This is a genomic window from Paracoccus aurantiacus, from assembly GCF_007993065.1.
Classification (GTDB): domain Bacteria; phylum Pseudomonadota; class Alphaproteobacteria; order Rhodobacterales; family Rhodobacteraceae; genus Paracoccus; species Paracoccus aurantiacus.
Genome location: NZ_VOPL01000001.1, coordinates 77146 through 95295 on the forward strand (window position 1 = coordinate 77146; position 18150 = coordinate 95295).

Here is an 18150-nt window from a genome sequence, read left to right on the forward strand (position 1 = left end):
GCGGAGCCTTTTCAGTCGTGGCCTCGAACCGCACCTGTTCAGGTACTGGTCATCGCCTCCTCGCGCAGCCTGTCATAAGTCGCCTTGTCGACAGGAACGGCGTCTGGCTTGCCCAGATCCTCCATCCGGACCCTATAGGTTTCGCGAGCGGACCAGGCAGCGGTGGCGGCGATGCAGGTAATCGCGAAGGCGATTGATCCAACCACCAGCGGCACATTGGCCGAACCCGGTGGGGCCACGGTGGCAAACAACGCGGGCAGAAGGGCGGTAATGGTCGTGCCGACATTCTGCGAAATCGCCATCGAGGAAACGCGAGTCCGCGTCGGGAACAGTTCGGGATAGAAGCTTGGGAAGACGGCGTTATATCCCTGATAAACCACCCCCCACATCAGCAATGACATGAGGATTGCCAAAGGCACCGAATGAATCGAGATCGCGTAAAGATATCCGAAGGACAGAAGCCCCGCGCCAAGCGCGCCGATGATGACGGGCGGGCGGCGACCGATCCGGTCAGAAAGGTTGCCTACGAACGGGATCACGAAGCAGGCGACGATATTGCCCATGACCGGGATCCACAGATAGACGTCTTTGTGAAAGCCGACCCCGTAAGCTGCCTGCACGGCATAGGCCGCGCCAAAGACAGTCGTGACAACCGGGATCGTGTTCATCAGCGCCATGCAGACGACGCGGATCATATCGGGCCAGTTGTTCTGGATCGCTTCGATCACCGGGGATTTTGGCGTCGCGTCATGCGATTCCTCCGAGACGAAGGCGGGTGTTTCGTCGACGTCGCGCCGGATGATATAGCCCGCGATGATGACGACAAAGCTCAGCAGGAACGGAATGCGCCAGCCCCAGCTGTTGAAGGCTTCGTCCGGCATGAAATGTGCCAGCGGCAGAAAGACCGCTGCGGCAAGGATCTGACCCGCCTGCACGCCCTGAAGGGTAAAGCTGGCAAAGAATCCACGCCGCCCGAAAGGCGCGTGTTCAAGGATCATCGAGCTGGCGCCAGCAATCTCTCCTGCGACGGCGAAGCCTTGGACCAACCGCAGGATCACAAGCAGGATTGGAGCCAGGATGCCGACCTGGCTGTAGGTCGGCAGCAGTCCGACCAGCAAGGTCGAGATCCCCATAAGGAACATGCAAAGAAGCAGCACATTCTTGCGGCCGTGCGTGTCGCCCAGGTGGCCCAGCACAAAGGCGCCGATGGGGCGGGCAACATATCCCACGCCATAGGTTGCCAGTGACGCGATGATCGCCACGCGCGGATTTTCCGAGGGAAAGAATATCTCGGGGAATACCAGCGAGGCGGCGGTCGCGTAAATGAAGAAGTCGTAATATTCCAGCGCCGATCCGATCCAGCCGCTTGCCGCAGCCTTGCCGGATTGACGCCCGCCGTGCGGGGCGGCCGTCGAATAGGTTGTCATGGTAATGTCTCCTCCAATGGGCGCACCGAGGGTGCGACCCGTGAGGCGAAATTGCGCTTCAGTTAACCTAACGTCAAAGATATAAAAATGCGTTTGATTAACGCGATGTTCAAAGGCTCGGTAGCGTCGGCGGACCTTGGCCTAAGAAAAAAGGGGGCCGGCGGCCCCCTTCATTCATTCAGGTTCAAGTAACTTGCCTCAGGCCAGCATCCCCATCGGATTTTCCAGATGGGCGACGATCTTTTCCAGAAGCTGCGCGCCAAGCGCGCCGTCGATGACGCGGTGATCGACCGACAGCGTCATCGACATGACGTTGCGGATCACCACCTCGCCATTCTCGACAACTGGCGTCTGGATGCCCGTGCCGACGGCAAGGATCGCGCCGTGGGGCGGGTTGATGACGGCGTCGAAATTCTCGATCCCGAACATGCCGAGGTTCGAAATCGCGAAGCTGCCGCCCTGATATTCATGCGGGGCCAGCTTCTTGTTCTTGGCGCGATTGGCCAGATCCTTCATCTCTGCCGAAAGGGTGGATAGCGTTTTCTGCTGCGCGTCCTTCAGAACCGGGGTGAACAGCCCGCCTTCAATGGCGACGGCGACGGCCACATCGGACGGCTTCAGCTTCAGGATACGGTCGCCTGCCCAGACGGCATTGGCGTCCGGCACTTCCTGCAGCGCCAACGCGCAGGCCTTGATGATGAAGTCGTTGACCGACAGCTTCACACCGCGCCCTTCAAGCTGCTTGTTCAGCGTGGCGCGGAACTTCATCAGTTCGTCCAGCTTTGCGGACCGGCGCAGGTAGAAATGCGGGATGGTCTGCTTGGCCTCGCCCAGACGGGCGGCGATGGTGCGGCGCATGCCGTCGAGCGCGACTTCTTCCGTCTCGCGGTCTGCATACATCTTGAGGACGGTTTCCGCCGATGGACCGGCAGGCGCGGCAGCGGCAGCAGGTCCAGCAGCTTTCGGCGCATCGCCCGCAGCAGCAGCGGCAGGCTTGGCACCGGGCTTGGCGTCTTCCACATCGGCCTTCACGATCCGGCCATGCGGCCCCGATCCTTTCAGCGATGCCAGATCGAGCCCCTTTTCCGCAGCAATGCGGCGGGCGAGGGGAGATGCGAACACCCGGTTTCCATCGCCCGATTTCGGCGCGGGCGGGGACTTCGCGGGGGCCGCATCCTTGGGCGCATCGGCCTTCGGCGCTTCTGCCTTGGCGTCGTCCTTGGGTGCTTCGGCCTTGGCCGCGCCACCGCCCGAGGATGCGCCGATATCGTCGGCGCTTTCACCTTCTTCCAGCAGCACGGCGATGGGCGTGTTGACCTTCACCCCCTGCGCGCCTTCCTCGATCAGGATCTTGCCGATGGTGCCTTCATCGACGGCTTCGAATTCCATCGTCGCCTTGTCGGTCTCGATCTCGGCCAGAATGTCGCCGGACGAAACGGTGTCGCCTTCCTTCACCAGCCATTTGGCCAGCGTGCCTTCCTCCATCGTCGGAGAAAGCGCGGGCATCAGGATTTCTGTGGGCATCTCGCTTGCTCCTTACTTGTAGGTGACTTTCTTGACCGCCTCGATCACCTCGGCGGCAGAGGTCAGCGCGTGCTTTTCAAGATTGGCCGCATAGGGCATGGGCACGTCCTTGCCGGTGCAGTTGATGACCGGCGCGTCAAGGTAATCGAACGCGTTTTCCATCACATAGGCAGAGATATGGTTGCCGATGGACCCGACCGGGAAGCCTTCCTCTACCGTGACAAGCCGGTTCGTGCGCTGCACCGATTCAATGATCGAACCGTAATCCAGCGGGCGAAGGGTGCGCAGGTCGATCACCTCGGCGTCGATGCCTTCCTCGGCCAGCTTGTCGGCGGCTTCCAGCGCGTGGGACATACCGATGCCGAAGCTGACGATTGTCACGTCCTTGCCCTGCCGCGCGATGCGCGCCTTGCCGAAGGGGATGGTGAAGTCTTCGACATCCGGGACGTCGAAGCTGCGCCCGTAAAGCACCTCGTTTTCAAGGAAAATCACCGGATTCGGGTCGCGGATCGCGGTTTTCAACAGGCCCTTCGCGTCGGCTGCGGAATAGGGCATGACCACTTTCAGGCCCGGAATGGCCGAATACCAAGCCGCGTAATCCTGGCTGTGCTGCGCGCCCACGCGGGCGGCGGCACCGTTCGGACCACGAAAGACCATCGGCGCACCCATCTGCCCGCCCGACATATACAGCGTCTTGGCGGCAGAGTTGATGATGTGGTCGATCGCCTGCATGGCGAAGTTGAAGGTCATGAATTCGACAATCGGACGCAGACCACCAAAGGCCGCGCCGACGCCGATGCCGGCAAAGCCGATTTCCGAAATCGGCGTATCGACCACGCGTTTAGGACCGTATTTGTCCAGCAGACCCTGGCTGATCTTGTAGGCCCCCTGATATTCGCCGACTTCCTCGCCCATCAGGAACACGGTCTCGTCGCGGGCCATTTCTTCGTCCATCGCCTCGCGCAGGGCTTCCCGCACGGTCATGGACTTCATCTTGGTGCCTTCCGGCCAGTCTGGCGAACGGTCGGGCTGCGGCGTTTTCACATCAGCCACGGCAGAGGTGGTTTCGCCGACCTCATCCTTGGAATTCTCGCCCTCGCCCTTCTGCGCGGGCGGCTCGTCCGATGACGCAGCCGGGGCAGAGGACGATGTGTCGATATCGTCGGCGCTTTCGCCTTCCTCGATCATCACGGCGATGGGCGTGTTGACCTTGACGCCCTGCGTGCCTTCCTCGATCAGGATCTTGCCGAGGATGCCTTCGTCCACGGCTTCGAATTCCATCGTCGCTTTGTCGGTTTCGATCTCGGCGATGATGTCACCGGATGATACGGTGTCGCCTTCCTTTTTCAGCCATTTCGCCAGCGTCCCTTCTTCCATGGTCGGGGACAGGGCGGGCATGAGGATTTCTGTAGCCATTCTTGATCCCTCCCTTACGCTTCCTGCGGTGCCTGATCGTCGGCGTAGATGTCGGTCCACAGCTCGTCCAGCGACGGTTCCGGGCTTTCCTTCGAAAACTCTGCCGCGTCGTTGACGATCTGCTTGATTTCCTTGTCGATGGCCTTCAGGTCATCTTCGGATGCGTGCTTGCCCTGCAGCAGCAGCTCTCGCACATGTTCGATGGCGTCGCGTTCGTCGCGCATCTTCTGCACTTCCTCGCGCGTGCGGTATTTCGCGGGGTCCGACATGGAATGGCCGCGATAGCGGTAGGTCATGACTTCAAGGATATACGGCCCCTTGCCCGCGCGGCAGTGCGCGACGGCCTTTTCGCCAGCAGCCTTCACAGCCAGCACGTCCATGCCGTCCACCTGTTCGCCGGGAATGCCGAAAGCTTCGCCGCGCCCGAACAGCGAGGTCGACTTGGTCGAGCGCTTGACCGACATGCCCATTGCATACTGGTTGTTTTCAATAACGAAAATCACCGGCAGGTCCCAAAGCTCGGCCATGTTGTAGGTTTCATAGACCTGGCCCTGGTTGGCCGCACCGTCACCAAAATAGGTGAAGGTCACACGCTTGTTGTCCAGATACTTGTCGGCAAAGGCCAGCCCCGCACCCAGCGGCACCTGCGCTGCCACGATGCCGTGGCCACCGTAGAAATGCTTCTCTTTCGAGAACATGTGCATCGAGCCGCCCTTGCCCTTGGAATAGCCGCCCTCGCGCCCGGTCAGTTCGGCCATGACGCCGCCGGGGTCCATGCCGCAGGCCAGCATATGCCCGTGATCGCGGTAAGAGGTGATGCGCTTGTCGCCTTCCTCGGCGGCGGCTTCCAGACCGACAACCACCGCTTCCTGCCCGATGTAAAGGTGGCAGAAGCCGCCGATCAGGCCCATGCCGTACAGCTGGCCGGCCTTTTCTTCGAATCGGCGGATCAGCAGCATGTCTTTATAGTATTTGAGCAGTTCGTCCTTCGAGACATTCGGCTTGGCGCTTGATCTGGCGCCTGATGTACCTTTGGACGCTGCCGGTTTTGCGGCTTCACTCTTGGTGGCTGCGGGTTTCCTGGCCATGCGGGTTCCTCCTGCAAGCTGGCGGGATAGTTCAGCGTTAAACTATCCGTAGCGTATCGCTTGGGGGGCTGCAACGTGCGATCTTGACCTAACGGATGATGACTTCATCGGGGCGGATCAGGCCCAGAACCTCGCGTGCGCGCTCGTCAAGAAGGTCAATGTCAAGATAATCGTCGGACAGCCGGCGGGTCAGGTTTTTCATCCGGTCCACCTCGGCCTGAAGTTCGTCGCGTTCCCCGCGCAGATTCTCTGTTTCCGCCTGTAACTGTATGCGCCGCATCAGTCCGGACGGCCCCTGGACGGCCGCGAAAGCGAAATACAGGCTGGCCAGAACCGCCAGCAGAACAATGATGATCGCCGAAAGCGATAGGCGTTGTGACATGCGCTGTCCCGATTATGGCCTTCTTTGGACCTTTGCGCGCATGTTTGCACAATCAATGCGCCGGGGAAAGGCATCGTGACGCTGATAAGGGGCGCAATTCAAACCTGTTGCATCGGCGGGAAATGGCCGATGCATGTCGGCAAATGCCCATCCCGTGCGCATGAACGTTGTCGAAGCCGAAAGGCCGTGGTTTCAATTCATTACCGGGGGGAGTGGGAGACGCATATGGAGATTCACATCGCTGCCGCTGCGCTTGTCCGATCGGACGGCGCAACCTTGCTGGTGCGAAAGCGCGGAACGAACGCCTTCATGCAGCCGGGCGGCAAGATTGACGAAGGCGAAGCACCGCTGGTCGCGCTTTATCGCGAACTGGCCGAGGAACTGGACCTGAAGCCTGCCGACGGCTCCGCAACCTATCTTGGGCGGTTCGAGGCGGTCGCCGCGAATGAAGAGGGCAGCCGCGTCATTGCAGAGCTTTACCGTCTTGAAACAGAGGCCGATTTTATCGCGCAGGCCGAAATCGCCGAGGCCCGCTGGATACTGCCCGAGGAGACAGAGGAATTCATCCTTGCGCCGCTGACGCGAGATCATGTCCTGCCGGCGATCTGGGGCCTTTCCCCGAACTGAATCTGCGCCTCCTCAGGCGGTTGCGATGCGACGCCAGTTTTCGTTGGCATAGCTGTGGGCGTGACGGAAGCCCTGCCGCATGATGATCCGCGCCGGCCACCTCAATATGCCTCTCGCGTCGAAGCTGGTCACACGCCGGACACGGGTGCGCCCGCCGGGCAGCGGGCTCAGCGTGATTTCGTCGGCGACATGGCCGATGAACGGCTGTCCCCAGTAATCACTGTCGATCAACCGGTAAGCGAAGCGTTGGCCCGGTTCGGCCCCTTCGATCACCTGATCCATGAAGCCGCGCGTCGTGATACAGCGACGGATGCTGCCCACGCCCCCATCGCCATCTATGATCGAACAGGACACGGCCTTTGGCAGCCCGAAGCGAAACGGCAGCGGAATGCGCTCGTCCATCGTCGCGTCAAGAAATAGCGGATAGATTCGGTCGGCAGGGGCGTCGATATCGACGGTCGAGGTCAGTTCCATGGTCGCTTCCTTCGCGTTCGGCAGGCCTGTCCTGTGCGGCCGAGAATAGATGCGACCACGCCCCGCGTCCAGTCGCGTGAACCCGGCCCGGACAGTGTAGCCAACCAGCGTGCAAAAAAATTGCATCGAAACACGGCTGTTACACAAAGATGCTAGATATGCGCTGCCGGTTGCGGAAATTGACCCCGCGCCGGCGTGCAATCCGGGTCTGGGCGGGTTTCGGCACCTGCCGAAAGCCAGTGACGAAAAATGTTGAGTTCGCGTGTCGCGCGCCAGATACTCGGACTATTCTGCTAGGTCTATTTCTTTGGGGGGAGCTGCCATGTCCGGTAAACGTGCCATGATCGCTGGCGATCACCTGTTTTCTGAAAGCGGCAGATTCGACGGAATGATCGGTGGTGATGTGGTCGTCGCCGAAGGGGTCGAACTGACGTTGCATGGTCTTGTGAACGGAGATCTGCTGATCCGTGCAGGGGCCATCGTCAAATTGGGTGCCATGGTTGGTGGTGCTGTCATCAACAAGGGTGGTACGGTTCTGACCATCTGAAGGGTCGGGATCTGGGACGAAATGCAGGGTCCGCGGTGTCAGCCGCAGGCCCAGTCGAAAATCATGTTCTGAAAATCAAGCTGCGCATTCCCGCCACCGAAGTTGAAGCCGCCCAAGTATTCCTCGAACCCGATATAGAACGGGCCGATCCCTTGCGGGACTGCCTGAACGGGACGCATGGTTCCGCCAAGGTGGTTCAATTGATGGCACTTGGCCCAATCGTGTTCCCGATAGTTTTCGACCCCAGTCTTCCCATCCTGCCAATAATAGAAGCTTTGATAGCCTGCCCCCGTCGGATCGCTGTTCCAGCTTTCCTCGGGTGTCTTGCCGGCGTTCGGATCACTTGCGCGCGGCACCAGTTTCAGCGCGCGGTTGAAGGGCAGCAGGGCGCGGTTTGATATATCGTCTGCCAGCGTCGCGTGTTCACCGCCCAATGCCGCAAGCGTCCCCAGATGATCGGTCTTTTGGGGCAGGGGTGAATAATTCATGTCGTTCCAAGCCGCCGCCGCACCCATTGACAGCCAGTCAGGCGCAGGAACCTTCCCCAGCAATGGGCTGTCGATCAAGGCAGGCGGACGGGTGAATGGCGCGTCGAATTCCTGCTGCGTCAGCAGGATTATCGCATAGTCGGCATCCAGAATGTCCTTCATGCGATGAAGGCGGGGGTGTTGGTGCTGATATGCCTGCCAGAAAGGCAGTAACGCGGGGTCGGTTGGGGCCTCGGTTGCAGCCATGGCTTCCGCGACGGCTTCGTTGGTGGCCGGGCCGCCGTCATTATGATCGAAGGCAAGGCTGAAGAAGCTGATCGCGACAATATCCGGCCCGTGGCAGAGGTACTCCTTGGGCAGCATCAGGGTGAAGCCGTGCTGCATCGGATAGCCATTGGCCGGATCCAGCGGCCATTCTTCGGGCAGGATTCCGGGCGGAAGGCCATAGCACCAGCCATCTTGACGGTCGCCGTGAATCTCCGGGGCGGAATCGGCCAGAACGTAAAGATCGTAGGCTTTTTCAGGCAACTGCATGGTAAATCTCCTACTGTTTAACGGTCAACAGATCTGTCAGCACCAGCCCCATGACGCGGGACGAATCGAGCATGTCCTCCACCCCGATCCATTCGTCGGGTTGGTGCGCCATTTCAAGAACGCCGGGACCGTAGGCAATGCAGTTATGCAGCTTGCCGATGCGGTCGATATGCTTCTGATCATAGGTTCCGGGGCTGACCACATAGCCTGCCTGAATGCCCAGCACGCGCTCGATAGCTGCGGCGGTGGTGCGCACGACGGGCGCATCGCGCTCGGTCATGCTTGGGATGACTTCGAACAGATCGCGGATCTCATAGCGGAAGGTCGGGCGGCGCGCGCGGACACGTTCCATCAGCGCGGTGATCTCGCGCTTCACCTCAGCCAGATCCTCCTCGATCAGGAAGCGGCGGTCGATGGTGATGCGGCAGCGGTCGGGCACGCAGGGCGCTGGCAGGCCGGTGAAGTCAGGGCCCAGATCCGGCTCTCCCCCGTGGATCGAATTGATGTTCAGCGTGGAACTGCGCGCGCCATCGGGGATGACCGGCATTTCGGTTCGCTTGCCCGCCAGCAGCGGCCACAGCGTTTCCTCCATCTCCGCCAGCACGGCGCCCATATGGCGGATGGCGCTGTCGCCCAGGAAGGGCATTGATCCATGCGCAATGCGGCCGTGGGTTTCGATCTCGGCCCACCAGACGCCGCGATGGCCAAGGCAGATACGATCCTTGTGCAGGGGCTCGGGGATAATGACGTGCTGGACATCGGCGTAGTAGCCCTGTTCCGCCAGAAAGGCGACGCCGCCATAGCCGCCGGTTTCCTCGTCCGCAGTGGCCGAAATCTCGATGCTTCCGGCGAAATCCGGGCAGGTTTCGACAAAGGCTTCGGCGGCGATGATGGAGGCGGCAAGCCCGCCTTTCATGTCGCAGGAACCGCGGCCATAGATGCGGTCTTCTTCGGCGTCGTATTCCGCGCCGAACGGGTCGCGGGTCCAGCCGTTTCCGACCTCGACCACGTCATGGTGACTGTTGAAATGCACGCATTCGCCGGGCCGTTCGCCCTGACGCCGCGCGATCAGGTTCCAGCGCGGGTATTTTTGGCTGTCGCCGGGCGTTCCGGTGGCGCGCACCAACTCGCATTCAAAACCCTTGGGCGTTAGCTGGGCCTCAAGATATTCGCAGATATCGCGGTAATGCTGGCCCGGCGGGTTCAGCGTCGGGATGCGGATCAGATCCTGTGTCAGCCGGATCAGGTCGTCGCGGCGGGAAAGGATGGCGTCGGAAAGCATGTCCATGCCGCGCAGATTGACGCGCCGGGCCGGGGCTGTCCAGCGGTCGATTTACCGGAACAGGTCTTGTATGAGCCGCGTTAGAGCCTAAAGTTTTGTTAGCACAGTTCTCAGGGGATAACCGATGGCATCGCTCGACCAGCAAATGACCGAAACGCAGAAGCAGATCGTGCTGACGCAACAGAAAATGGCCGAGGTAACGAGCCAGCTCGATCGCGCCACAGCGCGTGCCGACGTGGCCGAACCAGGGATCGACATTGCGAATGCGACGCTGGCCGACGTCAATGCCCATACCGAGACGATGAACGCCAATATCGCCGAGCTGATCATGGGGCTCGACGATGTGACAGCGGGCTTTTCCAAGGATTTCGACCAGATGCGGTCCAAGACCGGCTGGGAAAAGTTCGTGGGCATCTTCGCCGGCGGCAAGTCCGAGGCGATGCGTCAGGAACGCCTGCGCACCGCATCCATCGACGACAAGCTGCAGGATCTGATTTCGAAGTCCGACGTGATTACCCGGTTGCTGCAGGATCAGCTTACGCAGTTGAACGACCAGAAGGCCAAGGTCGAGGCGAACCTGACCGGCACACTGGACGAACGCGAGGCGACGGTGGACACGCTGGAATCCCTGCGCGAGCGGATTGCGGCAATGGACCCGCAGCTGATCGAGCTTGAAAACAAGGTTGCCAGCACCACCGATCCCAGCGACCGGACGCGGCTGGAAACCGAACTGGCCAATGCCAACAAGGAACATAACGCGCTGGTGCAGGACGAACAGGTCGCGCTGGCGAAGTCGCAGACGCTGGAACGCTATATCGAGGCCGGAAAGACCTGGGTCGACAGCCTTCAGAACCAGGCCGCGACCCAGATGGTGCTGATCAACAAGCTGCAGACGGATACCAAGCAGCGCGTGGTGCTGTATGACGCGCTGACCAAGTCGCTGAAAACCGCGCAACAGCAGGACGTGGCCCACCGCATCAACGAGATCGGTGTGAAAACCGATCAGGAAGCACAGGCCCAGATGGCCGCCATCGGCACCGCCACCAATGACCGCATGGCCGATATGCTGGAAGCCCATGGCGACCACATGGTCTTTGCCCGCAAGGTGCTGGAAGAAAAAGCCAAGGCAGACGAACGCTTCGCGCGTCGTTTCAGCGAGATCGTGAAGAAGCACGACAGCAATCTGTATGGCGGCTGATTGTCGCGCACGCTGAGCCCCGGTTATCCGGGGCTCGATCAGGACCGGTGGCCTGTCGGGTCGCCACGCATGACAAGGACGGGCCGGATGGCTGAAACTGGCACCCTGGACGCCGATCACCGCCAGATCGAGGACGACCTGATCGCCCGGCGCTATTTCGAGAAACTGCGCCTGATCTCGACAACGCTGCCGGGTGTGCTGGCTGAAACCGTGCGTGACCAGCTGTTCACCCGGACCGAGGTCGAGGTGATCGGTTTCTACCTTGATGCGATGCTTCGCTCGGCCGATGCGCTGTCGATGAAATATCTGGTATCGGGCCGTGTGGACGGCCCGCTGCGCCGGTTTCTGACCATCGACGTTCATGAATCCGGCTATCCGGTCTGGTCCGAGATCGCGCAGATGGCCGCCGATGCCGCGCAGGCGACAGATCAGCTTGCGCGTACCGCTGATGCAAAGCAGATCAAGGACGACATGATCCGCCAGATCGTTGGCGATCTGACGATTCCGACGCGGCTGCAATACGCAATGTCACAGCGGCTTTACTATGAGACTTTGGCCAAAGGTGGCCTGTTCTGGCCGCAGATGCATCCGCAGGCCTATTGGCTGTCTGATGCCGGGCATCGGCGGCGCTGGCTGGTTCACTGGGCCGTTTATGACAGCCAGCTTAACCTGCCCGTCGTTTATCTGATGGATTGCGATGATAGTGGCCGCCGCCCCTTGGCCGAGGACAGCAAGCGTTGGCCAGAGGTGCAGGCCCATCTGATGGCGCAATCGGTCACGACCCTGCAGCTGGTGACTATCGCGCAGGGGTTCGACCGTGATTTCGACAAACTGCATCCCTATCGTCTGCGCCGGATGCTGCTTGGACCGATCTATTCGCAGCAATTCACCACTCAGGAAGGGCCAATCAAAGAGGTGCTGGACAACGCCCGCGCTCCGTCCGGCGAGGATTGGGCCGTCGCGCTGACGATCGAGGATCTGCAGGCCGAACGCGCGATCATGGAATCGACCGGGTTTTTCGGTGTGACCGAACGGCAGATCTTCAAGCTGGACCCGCTTGGCCTTGGCGGGGCCGGGCAGGGCGCAAGTGCTGTCGAGCGGGCGTTGGTCCTGCCCGCGCGCCCCTATCAGTCGCTGGCCGAACTCGACCCGCCAGGGTTCCGCAAGATCCGCAAATATGTCCCGCTGCCGGATGGCCGCGTGACCGCCTATCGCTGATGGCGCGCGATCCGCAGATTGTCTGGCGGCGTCTGGACCTTCCCGGCCATGATGCGTGCCGGCAATGGCAGGATGGAGAGCGTCAGGGCCTTGATGGGGTTGCCGTCTGGCGTGACCCCGCCGGTCCAGCCCATCTGGCCTATCAGGTCACCTGCGACCCGGACTGGATCACCCGTTCTGTGCGCGTGCAGGGCAGGGTCGGCGTGCGAGAGATCACGCTGTCGATCCATCGGGGCGAGACGGGAAACTGGCACGCATCGGGCGAGGAACTGCCCGATCTTTGTGGGCTTCAGGATATCGACCTCGGCTTCACGCCCGCCACGAACACCCTTCCGATCCGGCGGCTGCGGCAGCAGGGCAAGACCCAGGCCGAGATTGCGGCGGTCTGGCTCGATACCGAAGATTTCGCACTGAAACGCCTGCCGCAGACCTATCGCCGGACCGAGAAGGGCTGGCATTACAACTCTCCCGGTTTCGAGGCGGATCTGAGCGTCGATGCCGACGGCTTCGTCACCGATTACCCCGATTTGTGGATTAAAGAGGACTGAATGGACGTTCGCAACGAAATGGAATTGCCCGAGGCCGAAATCCGCGCCCATTACCCGCAAGCGCTGTCGCTGCTGAACGGCTTTGACCACGCGCCACGGCTGGGGAAGGCCGTGGCCCCCGCAGCGCAGCCCGAACGCTCGCCCGGCATTCCGCGCACGACCCGTTTCCGGTCCACGACACCCGGCCTTGCTGGCCGTTCTGTCAGCACCGCGCGTCCCGAAGGCACGCAGCTTATCGACCGGATCGAAAACGTGGGCGGCGACGATCTGGCCTCTCCTGCCGCTGCCACGGTGGCGCGCGCGCTGCGCCGGGCGCTGGCGATTTCGCTGGCGGTGGTGGATGAGGTGTCGGCGCGCTCCGGTGCTGCCGAGTTGAAGCGCGCCAATCTTGAAGGCCGTCTGCCCGCCGAGAAACGCGGCGAGTTCGGCGAGTTGCTGGCGGCGGAATCGCTGGCGGCGCTGTCGGTCTTTGCCAATGCGACAGCGTTTCTGCTGGCCGAACATGCCGGCCCTGAAACGGTCGAGGGCATCACTGCGGATGAGCTTTTGACCGACAACCCCCTGACGGCCCTGCAAGGCGCGCTGTGGGAGCTGGATCAGAACCTGTCGCGCACCGCCCATGACGACAAGACGCTGGTGGCGACCGTCATTGCCTATGCCGAGGCGCTGTCCGCCGCCGTTCAGGCCCGCGCCGAAAGCACACCCCGCACCGGTGCCTTTACCGGCGCAAGCTGGCGCGTGGCGGCGGATGATTTCCCCATCGCAGGCTATGCCCCCGCCACCAAGGCACGCGGCAAGCCCGTGCAACTGGCCTTCAAAAAGCCCGAGGAGGTTGTCGGCAACGCCATCGCCAAGCACCAGATGATGCGGCTGGCGCGGATGCTGGTGGCCTATGATTTCGACCGCCGGATGAACCCCTTCGTGGAACTCGGCGGGTTCATCTATACCTTCCTTGGCGACGGCAAGCCCGGCACCGGCAAGACGACGCTGATCCAGATGATGGCGGGGCTGCTGAACGATTACTGCACCGTTGCGGGCTATCCCTTCCGCTATGCGAACCTGTCCATCGACAATGTCGACAGCTATCAGGGCAAGTCGGGGCAGAACGCCCGCGCCTTCATCAATAACGTCATCGACCCCGGCGTGATCGGTTTCGGCACCATCGACGATATCGACCAGATCGCGGGCAAGCGCGGCGACAAGCAGTCCTCATCCGGCCAGCAGGAAATCACGGCGGTGCTGATGGAGGCGTTTGCTGGCGCAAGCACCATCGTGCGCGGCAATGCGACCTTCGGGATGTTTTCGAACTATGCCGAATCCATCGACGACGCGCTGCGCCAGCGGGCCGGCGCGCGCTTCCTGATCGACGGGCCGAAGACGCAGGCGGATTACATCGACATCCTGTCCCTGCTTCTGGGCAAACGTCACGACATTCCCGTGGGCGATCACGACCTGATGAAGGCGCAGGTCATCAAGACCGCCGTGGCCGACAGTCTGGAAAAGCATAGCCAGCCGCAGGAAGCCGGTCTGGCCAAGGTGTGGAACGAGGTCACGGCAAGCACCGGTCCCTTGGACACGCTGGCCGAGTTCGGCACCTATCTGCACGCGATTTCGGTGGCCGACGAACGCTTTACCGGCCGCGCCATCAAGAACATCACCGACGCGATCAAGGCCCGGTCGATGGATTTCGACATGCCCGACGAATGGTTCACCTCGCCCGAGCCGTTCATGCACCAGCCCTATGAGAAAAAGCTGGAAATGATCGAGGCCCTGCGCCAGCCCATCACCCGCGATATGATCGCGCAGGAGATCAACCGCTATGCGGATAGTGAGTGGCGATATGCGGATTCAAGCGACGAGACAGCGATTGAGGAGGCAGTGCGCGGGATGGAGCGGATGGCCGAGGCGCAGAAGCGGTTCAGGGGGAGGCAGTAGTGAACCCCTTACTTTGGAGCGCAGACGACTGGGGTACCGCCGCCTCGGTACTCGGCGCAATTGCAGCGGTCGGGGCAGTTTCTATTGCCCATCGTGGGCTGTCGACGTGGCGGAAGCAGGAAAACTTCAAAATTGATATTGAGTTAGCGCGAAATATAATTCGATCCAAACACGCGCTACGTCGAAAGATTGCGATAGCTAACAATATGCGGCATGATTTCAGTATTGATGAAGTTTTTTTTGAGCAGTTCTCATCAACACTAAATGCGATTTCCCTAGAGAAAATAGATTTACTCGCTCTAGCAGCGGAAGCAAGAGTTTTGTGGGGATTGAAGCAAAGAAGAGTATTCGATCTTCTAGAAAGAGTTTCTGAAAACGTCGAAGAGTCTTCGACTAATATGATTAAAATGATGGATATGGAGCGCAAGTTGGCCAATACGATGCGCAAAATGCCGGAACAAAATAGTATACCAGAAGCGGCAAAAATGGAGCTTGCAGAGGCTCATCAGGAGATCGCAGAGGCTCGTCAGGAGTTTGCAGAAGTGTGGGAGAAAGTGGGAGGTTTGCTGGATGAAGCCGGGAGTATCTATGAGAATTTGTCGCTGATAATAGATGACATCCTAGCGGCGAGACTCGGTCGATGAAACAAAAATTTATCCGAACATCCGCTGATCCGGTGCCACTTCGATCGAGGCTAGGCAGAACACAAGCCGATGGGAAGACTTTCGCCTAGTCATGGTTCGTTGCATATGACGATATTTCTACCACCAGGCCTTACTAAGACACGTGCCCAACCCTAAGGTGACCCCATGAAACGCCTCATCGAAAAAGGTCTGATGTTCGGGAACATGATCCGGGTGGATAGCCCGGCATGGGTCTCGCGGTATAACCGGGCGCTGAAGCTGGTGACGGGCAAGGAAACCGCTCTGGCAGAGTTTCATATCGACCTTGCCGGCTACTCGCCCGAGATCGGGGACGAGATCGGGGATATGGATTATCTCAACCCCGAGAGTGCGCATCGGCAGTTCATCCTGCTGACGACCGAACAGAAGACGGCGCCGCTGCTGAATGCGGACCTCTCGGTCTTACGCGATCTGTTGCAGAAATTCATTCACGGCAATGAAAGTCAGCTGTTCAGCCTGACCGCCCGCGATGCGGTGGTGGGCGAGATGGATGACATGGTCTGGCAGGTCAAGGCACCTGCCGATCTGCTGCAGATCAATCGTATCCGCATCAGCGCCGACACGACGGGCAACCATGTTGCCGGGGCCGACAAGCTGACCGCGCTGATCGAACGGTTCCGGACCCAGCAGGATGCCTGGTATGACGATGTGCTGATCGCGCGGATGATCGAGCAGGCGAAGGAATCGGGCGACGTGATCCGAAACCCTGTTCATCTCAAGACCGGCGAGTATGACGTGCCGGATTTCTGGACCTCGCTGTTCGGGGGCGTTTATGTGTTCCGCAGCCCGCGCGAAAAGGCGATGATCTTTGCCGATCCTGCCTTGGTGAGCGATCCTGCCCCACACGCAGAACCGGCAGCGGTGAAGATGATCGCGCTTCAGGATACCAATGCCGTTGCCATGTGGATGGCGCGCAATGCGCTCGCGGAACCTATCATCACGGCGCAGGGTGCCGACGGTGCTGCGATCCTGCGCCAGAAGATCGACTTCGTTCTGGTCGATGCTGCCGTCCGGCTTGGGATCGACACGGGCGACGGCACGCGTTCGGCGCTGCGCCGCGCGGCAGCCCGCATGGGCGCGGGCCTGCCCGAAGAGGTGCGCGGTCTTTCCGCGCTGTTGCGTTATGCCGAAGAAGGCGGTGCCTGGCCCGTCATCGACAGCGGCGATGCTGCCTATTTCTATGCCATCCGCGCCAGCGCCGGGCCGACGCGCGACCTTATCAACCAGATGCTGACCGAGCTTGCGCCGCATGACGTGCGCAACCTGTTCATCATGCACAAGCCGTTGTTCTATAAGCGCTACCAGACCTGGGATGAGGCGAAGAAGGAATATGTGGTGAACCAGCTCGCGCGGGAATACCAGATCGACAAGCAGGGCACCCGAGAGGCGCTTTTCGGCCCCGAACCCGGCATGAACGAGCCTTTCGGCGCAAGCGGGACCACCGGTATGCCCGGACCTTGGGGAACGGCGCGCAGCGGCAGGGGCGCGCGCATCAGCGAAGGTTCGGACGGCTTGCGCTCGGGCGATGACAGGCTGCGCGGAAACGCCGAAACAGCATCGCCATCGGCATCGGGTATACGTGGCCCGTGGGGTAACGGATGATGGTTCTGCTGCGTCTTGTCCTTTTTCTGTTCATCGTCGAGGTGATCTTCTATCTGCTGCTGACAATCTACCTTCGTTCGACCAAGCGGGAAGCGCTGGAAGATGAATGGGACCGCCGACATCCCGACAGGGCCGGCGACAGCGCGGAACGAAGCGCGTTCGTCAGGCGTTCGATGGTCGGGTTTCAGAAGACATTGAAAGCCCGTCTTGTCGGGCTTGTCTTCATCCTGCCGACGATCGCCATTGCGGTGATCGCCTGGTTCGTGAACGTGCAGTAAGGAGGCGCGCCAATGCATTATGTCAAGGTCGTACTCGGCGTGCTTCTGGGCATTACCGTATTCCTGTTTCTGGATTACGCTTTGCCCAGCAAGAACACCGTCCGGGTCACGAATACCTATAACCGCCTGACCGATATCGGCGCGAATTCCATGTTCTACGCGGCCGCCGACACCGGCACCGTGCAGAATGCGCAGGGTCAGCGCGACATCCGCTTCATCGAGACCGTTCGCCCGAACGGCAAGGTCTTCGTCTATCGCAACGAGGATACCGGTTGGATCTGGCCGCCTTACTTCAAATATGACAGTTCGAACCTGCAGGCCGAGGCGACGAACAACCGTTCTGATTCCGCCAATCCGAAATGGGTCAGCGTGACCGGCTATGGCTGGCGGATTCCCATGTTCTCGATCTATCCTAACGCGATCTCGATGCGGCCGGTCGCCGATGCGCAGGCGGCGCCGCTGAATTGGCCCGCGATGATGATACTGCTGGTGCTCGGCGCGCTTCTGGCGCTTCTGTGGCGGATGTGGAACCAGTTTCGCGAACGCACCATCGACCCCGCCGCACGACGCGTCAGCGCCGCCGTCGACAATGTGGACGCGCGTGCTGACGCCGCAATGGACCGCGTCGGGCAGGAATTCACCGAAGCGCGCGAAGGCTTTACCGGCTGGCTGGATACATGGAAGGGCAAGCCGCGCGATCCGAAGTGATCGCGCGCCGCCCGCGCCTTGCCAGCAGCCACGCGGCAAGGCGCAGCGGCCAGTCTTGGCCAACCGCGTAGAACTCGGTCTCGGACATGGTGTCGACCGGGCGATGGATCACAAGGGGGGTCATTCGGGCCTCCTTTATTTTTTGATAATGGAAAGATAGCCTATCCTCACGGCGAGATAATTGGCCGTTT

Annotated in this window: 18 protein-coding genes; 10 read left to right on the forward strand and 8 right to left on the reverse strand. The window is 60.7% G+C overall.

Annotated features, from left to right (window positions below; translation table 11 throughout):
- Positions 1 to 38: 38 nt before the first annotated feature.
- The 5 genes from FQV27_RS00450 to FQV27_RS00470 all read right to left on the reverse strand — a co-directional run bounded on the left by FQV27_RS00450 (position 39) and on the right by FQV27_RS00470 (position 5837).
- Positions 39 to 1427: an MFS transporter gene (locus tag FQV27_RS00450; protein ID WP_147095663.1), complete on the reverse strand. Its 1389-nt coding sequence runs from the start codon at positions 1425 to 1427 to the stop codon at positions 39 to 41.
- Between the two features lie 198 nt (positions 1428 to 1625).
- On the reverse strand, positions 1626 to 2951 hold the full coding sequence (locus tag FQV27_RS00455; RefSeq protein ID WP_147095665.1) for a pyruvate dehydrogenase complex dihydrolipoamide acetyltransferase: 1326 nt from the start codon (positions 2949 to 2951) through the stop codon (positions 1626 to 1628).
- 12 nt (positions 2952 to 2963) lie between these two features.
- Complete coding sequence (locus FQV27_RS00460; RefSeq protein ID WP_147095667.1) at positions 2964 to 4367, reverse strand: pyruvate dehydrogenase complex E1 component subunit beta; 1404 nt, start codon at positions 4365 to 4367, stop codon at positions 2964 to 2966.
- A gap of 14 nt (positions 4368 to 4381) precedes the next feature.
- Positions 4382 to 5455 carry a pyruvate dehydrogenase (acetyl-transferring) E1 component subunit alpha gene (gene pdhA, locus FQV27_RS00465; RefSeq protein ID WP_246132949.1) on the reverse strand — a complete coding sequence of 358 codons (1074 nt, stop codon included), beginning with the start codon at positions 5453 to 5455 and terminating at the stop codon, positions 4382 to 4384.
- A gap of 88 nt (positions 5456 to 5543) precedes the next feature.
- Positions 5544 to 5837 carry an FtsB family cell division protein gene (locus tag FQV27_RS00470; RefSeq protein WP_147095669.1) on the reverse strand — a complete coding sequence of 98 codons (294 nt, stop codon included), beginning with the start codon at positions 5835 to 5837 and terminating at the stop codon, positions 5544 to 5546.
- A gap of 225 nt (positions 5838 to 6062) precedes the next feature.
- Between FQV27_RS00470 and FQV27_RS00475 the strand changes: the two genes are divergently transcribed.
- Positions 6063 to 6464, forward strand: coding sequence for an NUDIX hydrolase (locus FQV27_RS00475; RefSeq protein ID WP_147095671.1), 402 nt, complete (start codon positions 6063 to 6065; stop codon positions 6462 to 6464).
- Positions 6465 to 6476: 12 nt separating this feature from the next.
- Here the strand turns inward: FQV27_RS00475 and FQV27_RS00480 are convergent, their stop codons facing one another.
- Positions 6477 to 6938: an SRPBCC family protein gene (locus FQV27_RS00480; RefSeq protein WP_186827169.1), complete on the reverse strand. Its 462-nt coding sequence runs from the start codon at positions 6936 to 6938 to the stop codon at positions 6477 to 6479.
- 322 nt (positions 6939 to 7260) lie between these two features.
- Here FQV27_RS00480 and FQV27_RS00485 point away from each other — a divergent pair, with 322 nt between their 5' ends.
- Positions 7261 to 7485, forward strand: a complete 225-nt coding sequence (locus FQV27_RS00485) for a hypothetical protein (protein WP_222611647.1) — start codon at positions 7261 to 7263, stop codon at positions 7483 to 7485.
- A gap of 38 nt (positions 7486 to 7523) precedes the next feature.
- On the opposite strand, the gene FQV27_RS00490 is transcribed toward FQV27_RS00485, so the two are convergent.
- Complete coding sequence (locus tag FQV27_RS00490; protein WP_147095675.1) at positions 7524 to 8507, reverse strand: hypothetical protein; 984 nt, start codon at positions 8505 to 8507, stop codon at positions 7524 to 7526.
- 10 nt (positions 8508 to 8517) lie between these two features.
- Positions 8518 to 9795, reverse strand: a complete 1278-nt coding sequence (locus tag FQV27_RS00495) for an acetylornithine deacetylase/succinyl-diaminopimelate desuccinylase family protein (protein WP_147095678.1) — start codon at positions 9793 to 9795, stop codon at positions 8518 to 8520.
- A gap of 118 nt (positions 9796 to 9913) precedes the next feature.
- Here FQV27_RS00495 and FQV27_RS00500 point away from each other — a divergent pair, with 118 nt between their 5' ends.
- The 8 genes from FQV27_RS00500 (at position 9914) to FQV27_RS00535 (ending at position 17959) form a co-directional block, all read left to right on the forward strand.
- Entirely contained in the window at positions 9914 to 10987 is a 1074-nt protein-coding gene (locus FQV27_RS00500; protein WP_147095680.1) for a hypothetical protein, read from the forward strand.
- An 87-nt stretch (positions 10988 to 11074) separates the two neighbouring features.
- Positions 11075 to 12205 (forward strand): hypothetical protein, encoded by a 1131-nt coding sequence (locus FQV27_RS00505; protein ID WP_147095682.1) that lies wholly within the window; start codon positions 11075 to 11077, stop codon positions 12203 to 12205.
- Complete coding sequence (locus FQV27_RS00510) at positions 12205 to 12753, forward strand: putative glycolipid-binding domain-containing protein (RefSeq protein WP_147095684.1); 549 nt, start codon at positions 12205 to 12207, stop codon at positions 12751 to 12753. The genes FQV27_RS00505 and FQV27_RS00510 overlap by 1 nt, the downstream gene beginning before the upstream one ends.
- Positions 12754 to 14688 (forward strand): AAA family ATPase, encoded by a 1935-nt coding sequence (locus tag FQV27_RS00515; RefSeq protein WP_147095686.1) that lies wholly within the window; start codon positions 12754 to 12756, stop codon positions 14686 to 14688.
- A complete protein-coding gene (locus tag FQV27_RS00520; protein ID WP_147095688.1) occupies positions 14688 to 15332 on the forward strand; it encodes a hypothetical protein in 645 nt (214 codons plus the stop codon). Before FQV27_RS00515 ends, FQV27_RS00520 begins: the two co-directional genes overlap by 1 nt.
- 165 nt (positions 15333 to 15497) lie before the next feature.
- Positions 15498 to 16973 carry a DUF6638 family protein gene (locus FQV27_RS00525; RefSeq protein ID WP_186827170.1) on the forward strand — a complete coding sequence of 492 codons (1476 nt, stop codon included), beginning with the start codon at positions 15498 to 15500 and terminating at the stop codon, positions 16971 to 16973.
- On the forward strand, positions 16970 to 17251 hold the full coding sequence (locus tag FQV27_RS00530; RefSeq protein ID WP_147095690.1) for a hypothetical protein: 282 nt from the start codon (positions 16970 to 16972) through the stop codon (positions 17249 to 17251). The genes FQV27_RS00525 and FQV27_RS00530 overlap by 4 nt, the downstream gene beginning before the upstream one ends.
- 12 nt (positions 17252 to 17263) lie before the next feature.
- Positions 17264 to 17959: a DUF1523 family protein gene (locus tag FQV27_RS00535; RefSeq protein ID WP_147095692.1), complete on the forward strand. Its 696-nt coding sequence runs from the start codon at positions 17264 to 17266 to the stop codon at positions 17957 to 17959.
- Positions 17960 to 18150: the final 191 nt, after the last annotated feature.

Bases quoted from the DNA above. Each gene is read 5' to 3' on its own strand.
- FQV27_RS00510 (WP_147095684.1), top strand. From the start codon at position 12,205: ATGGCGCGCGATCCGCAGATTGTCTGGCGGCGTCTGGACCTTCCCGGC.
- FQV27_RS00490 (WP_147095675.1), bottom strand. From the start codon at position 8,507: ATGCAGTTGCCTGAAAAAGCCTACGATCTTTACGTTCTGGCCGATTCC.
- FQV27_RS00535 (WP_147095692.1), top strand. From the start codon at position 17,264: ATGCATTATGTCAAGGTCGTACTCGGCGTGCTTCTGGGCATTACCGTA.
- FQV27_RS00475 (WP_147095671.1), top strand. From the start codon at position 6,063: ATGGAGATTCACATCGCTGCCGCTGCGCTTGTCCGATCGGACGGCGCA.
- FQV27_RS00525 (WP_186827170.1), top strand. From the start codon at position 15,498: ATGAAACGCCTCATCGAAAAAGGTCTGATGTTCGGGAACATGATCCGG.
- FQV27_RS00455 (WP_147095665.1), bottom strand. From the start codon at position 2,951: ATGCCCACAGAAATCCTGATGCCCGCGCTTTCTCCGACGATGGAGGAA.
- FQV27_RS00505 (WP_147095682.1), top strand. From the start codon at position 11,075: ATGGCTGAAACTGGCACCCTGGACGCCGATCACCGCCAGATCGAGGAC.
- FQV27_RS00460 (WP_147095667.1), bottom strand. From the start codon at position 4,367: ATGGCTACAGAAATCCTCATGCCCGCCCTGTCCCCGACCATGGAAGAA.
- FQV27_RS00450 (WP_147095663.1), bottom strand. From the start codon at position 1,427: ATGACAACCTATTCGACGGCCGCCCCGCACGGCGGGCGTCAATCCGGC.
- FQV27_RS00515 (WP_147095686.1), top strand. From the start codon at position 12,754: ATGGACGTTCGCAACGAAATGGAATTGCCCGAGGCCGAAATCCGCGCC.
- FQV27_RS00530 (WP_147095690.1), top strand. From the start codon at position 16,970: ATGATGGTTCTGCTGCGTCTTGTCCTTTTTCTGTTCATCGTCGAGGTG.
- FQV27_RS00500 (WP_147095680.1), top strand. From the start codon at position 9,914: ATGGCATCGCTCGACCAGCAAATGACCGAAACGCAGAAGCAGATCGTG.
- pdhA (WP_246132949.1), bottom strand. From the start codon at position 5,455: ATGGCCAGGAAACCCGCAGCCACCAAGAGTGAAGCCGCAAAACCGGCA.
- FQV27_RS00495 (WP_147095678.1), bottom strand. From the start codon at position 9,795: ATGGACATGCTTTCCGACGCCATCCTTTCCCGCCGCGACGACCTGATC.
- FQV27_RS00470 (WP_147095669.1), bottom strand. From the start codon at position 5,837: ATGTCACAACGCCTATCGCTTTCGGCGATCATCATTGTTCTGCTGGCG.
- FQV27_RS00480 (WP_186827169.1), bottom strand. From the start codon at position 6,938: ATGGAACTGACCTCGACCGTCGATATCGACGCCCCTGCCGACCGAATC.
- FQV27_RS00485 (WP_222611647.1), top strand. From the start codon at position 7,261: ATGTCCGGTAAACGTGCCATGATCGCTGGCGATCACCTGTTTTCTGAA.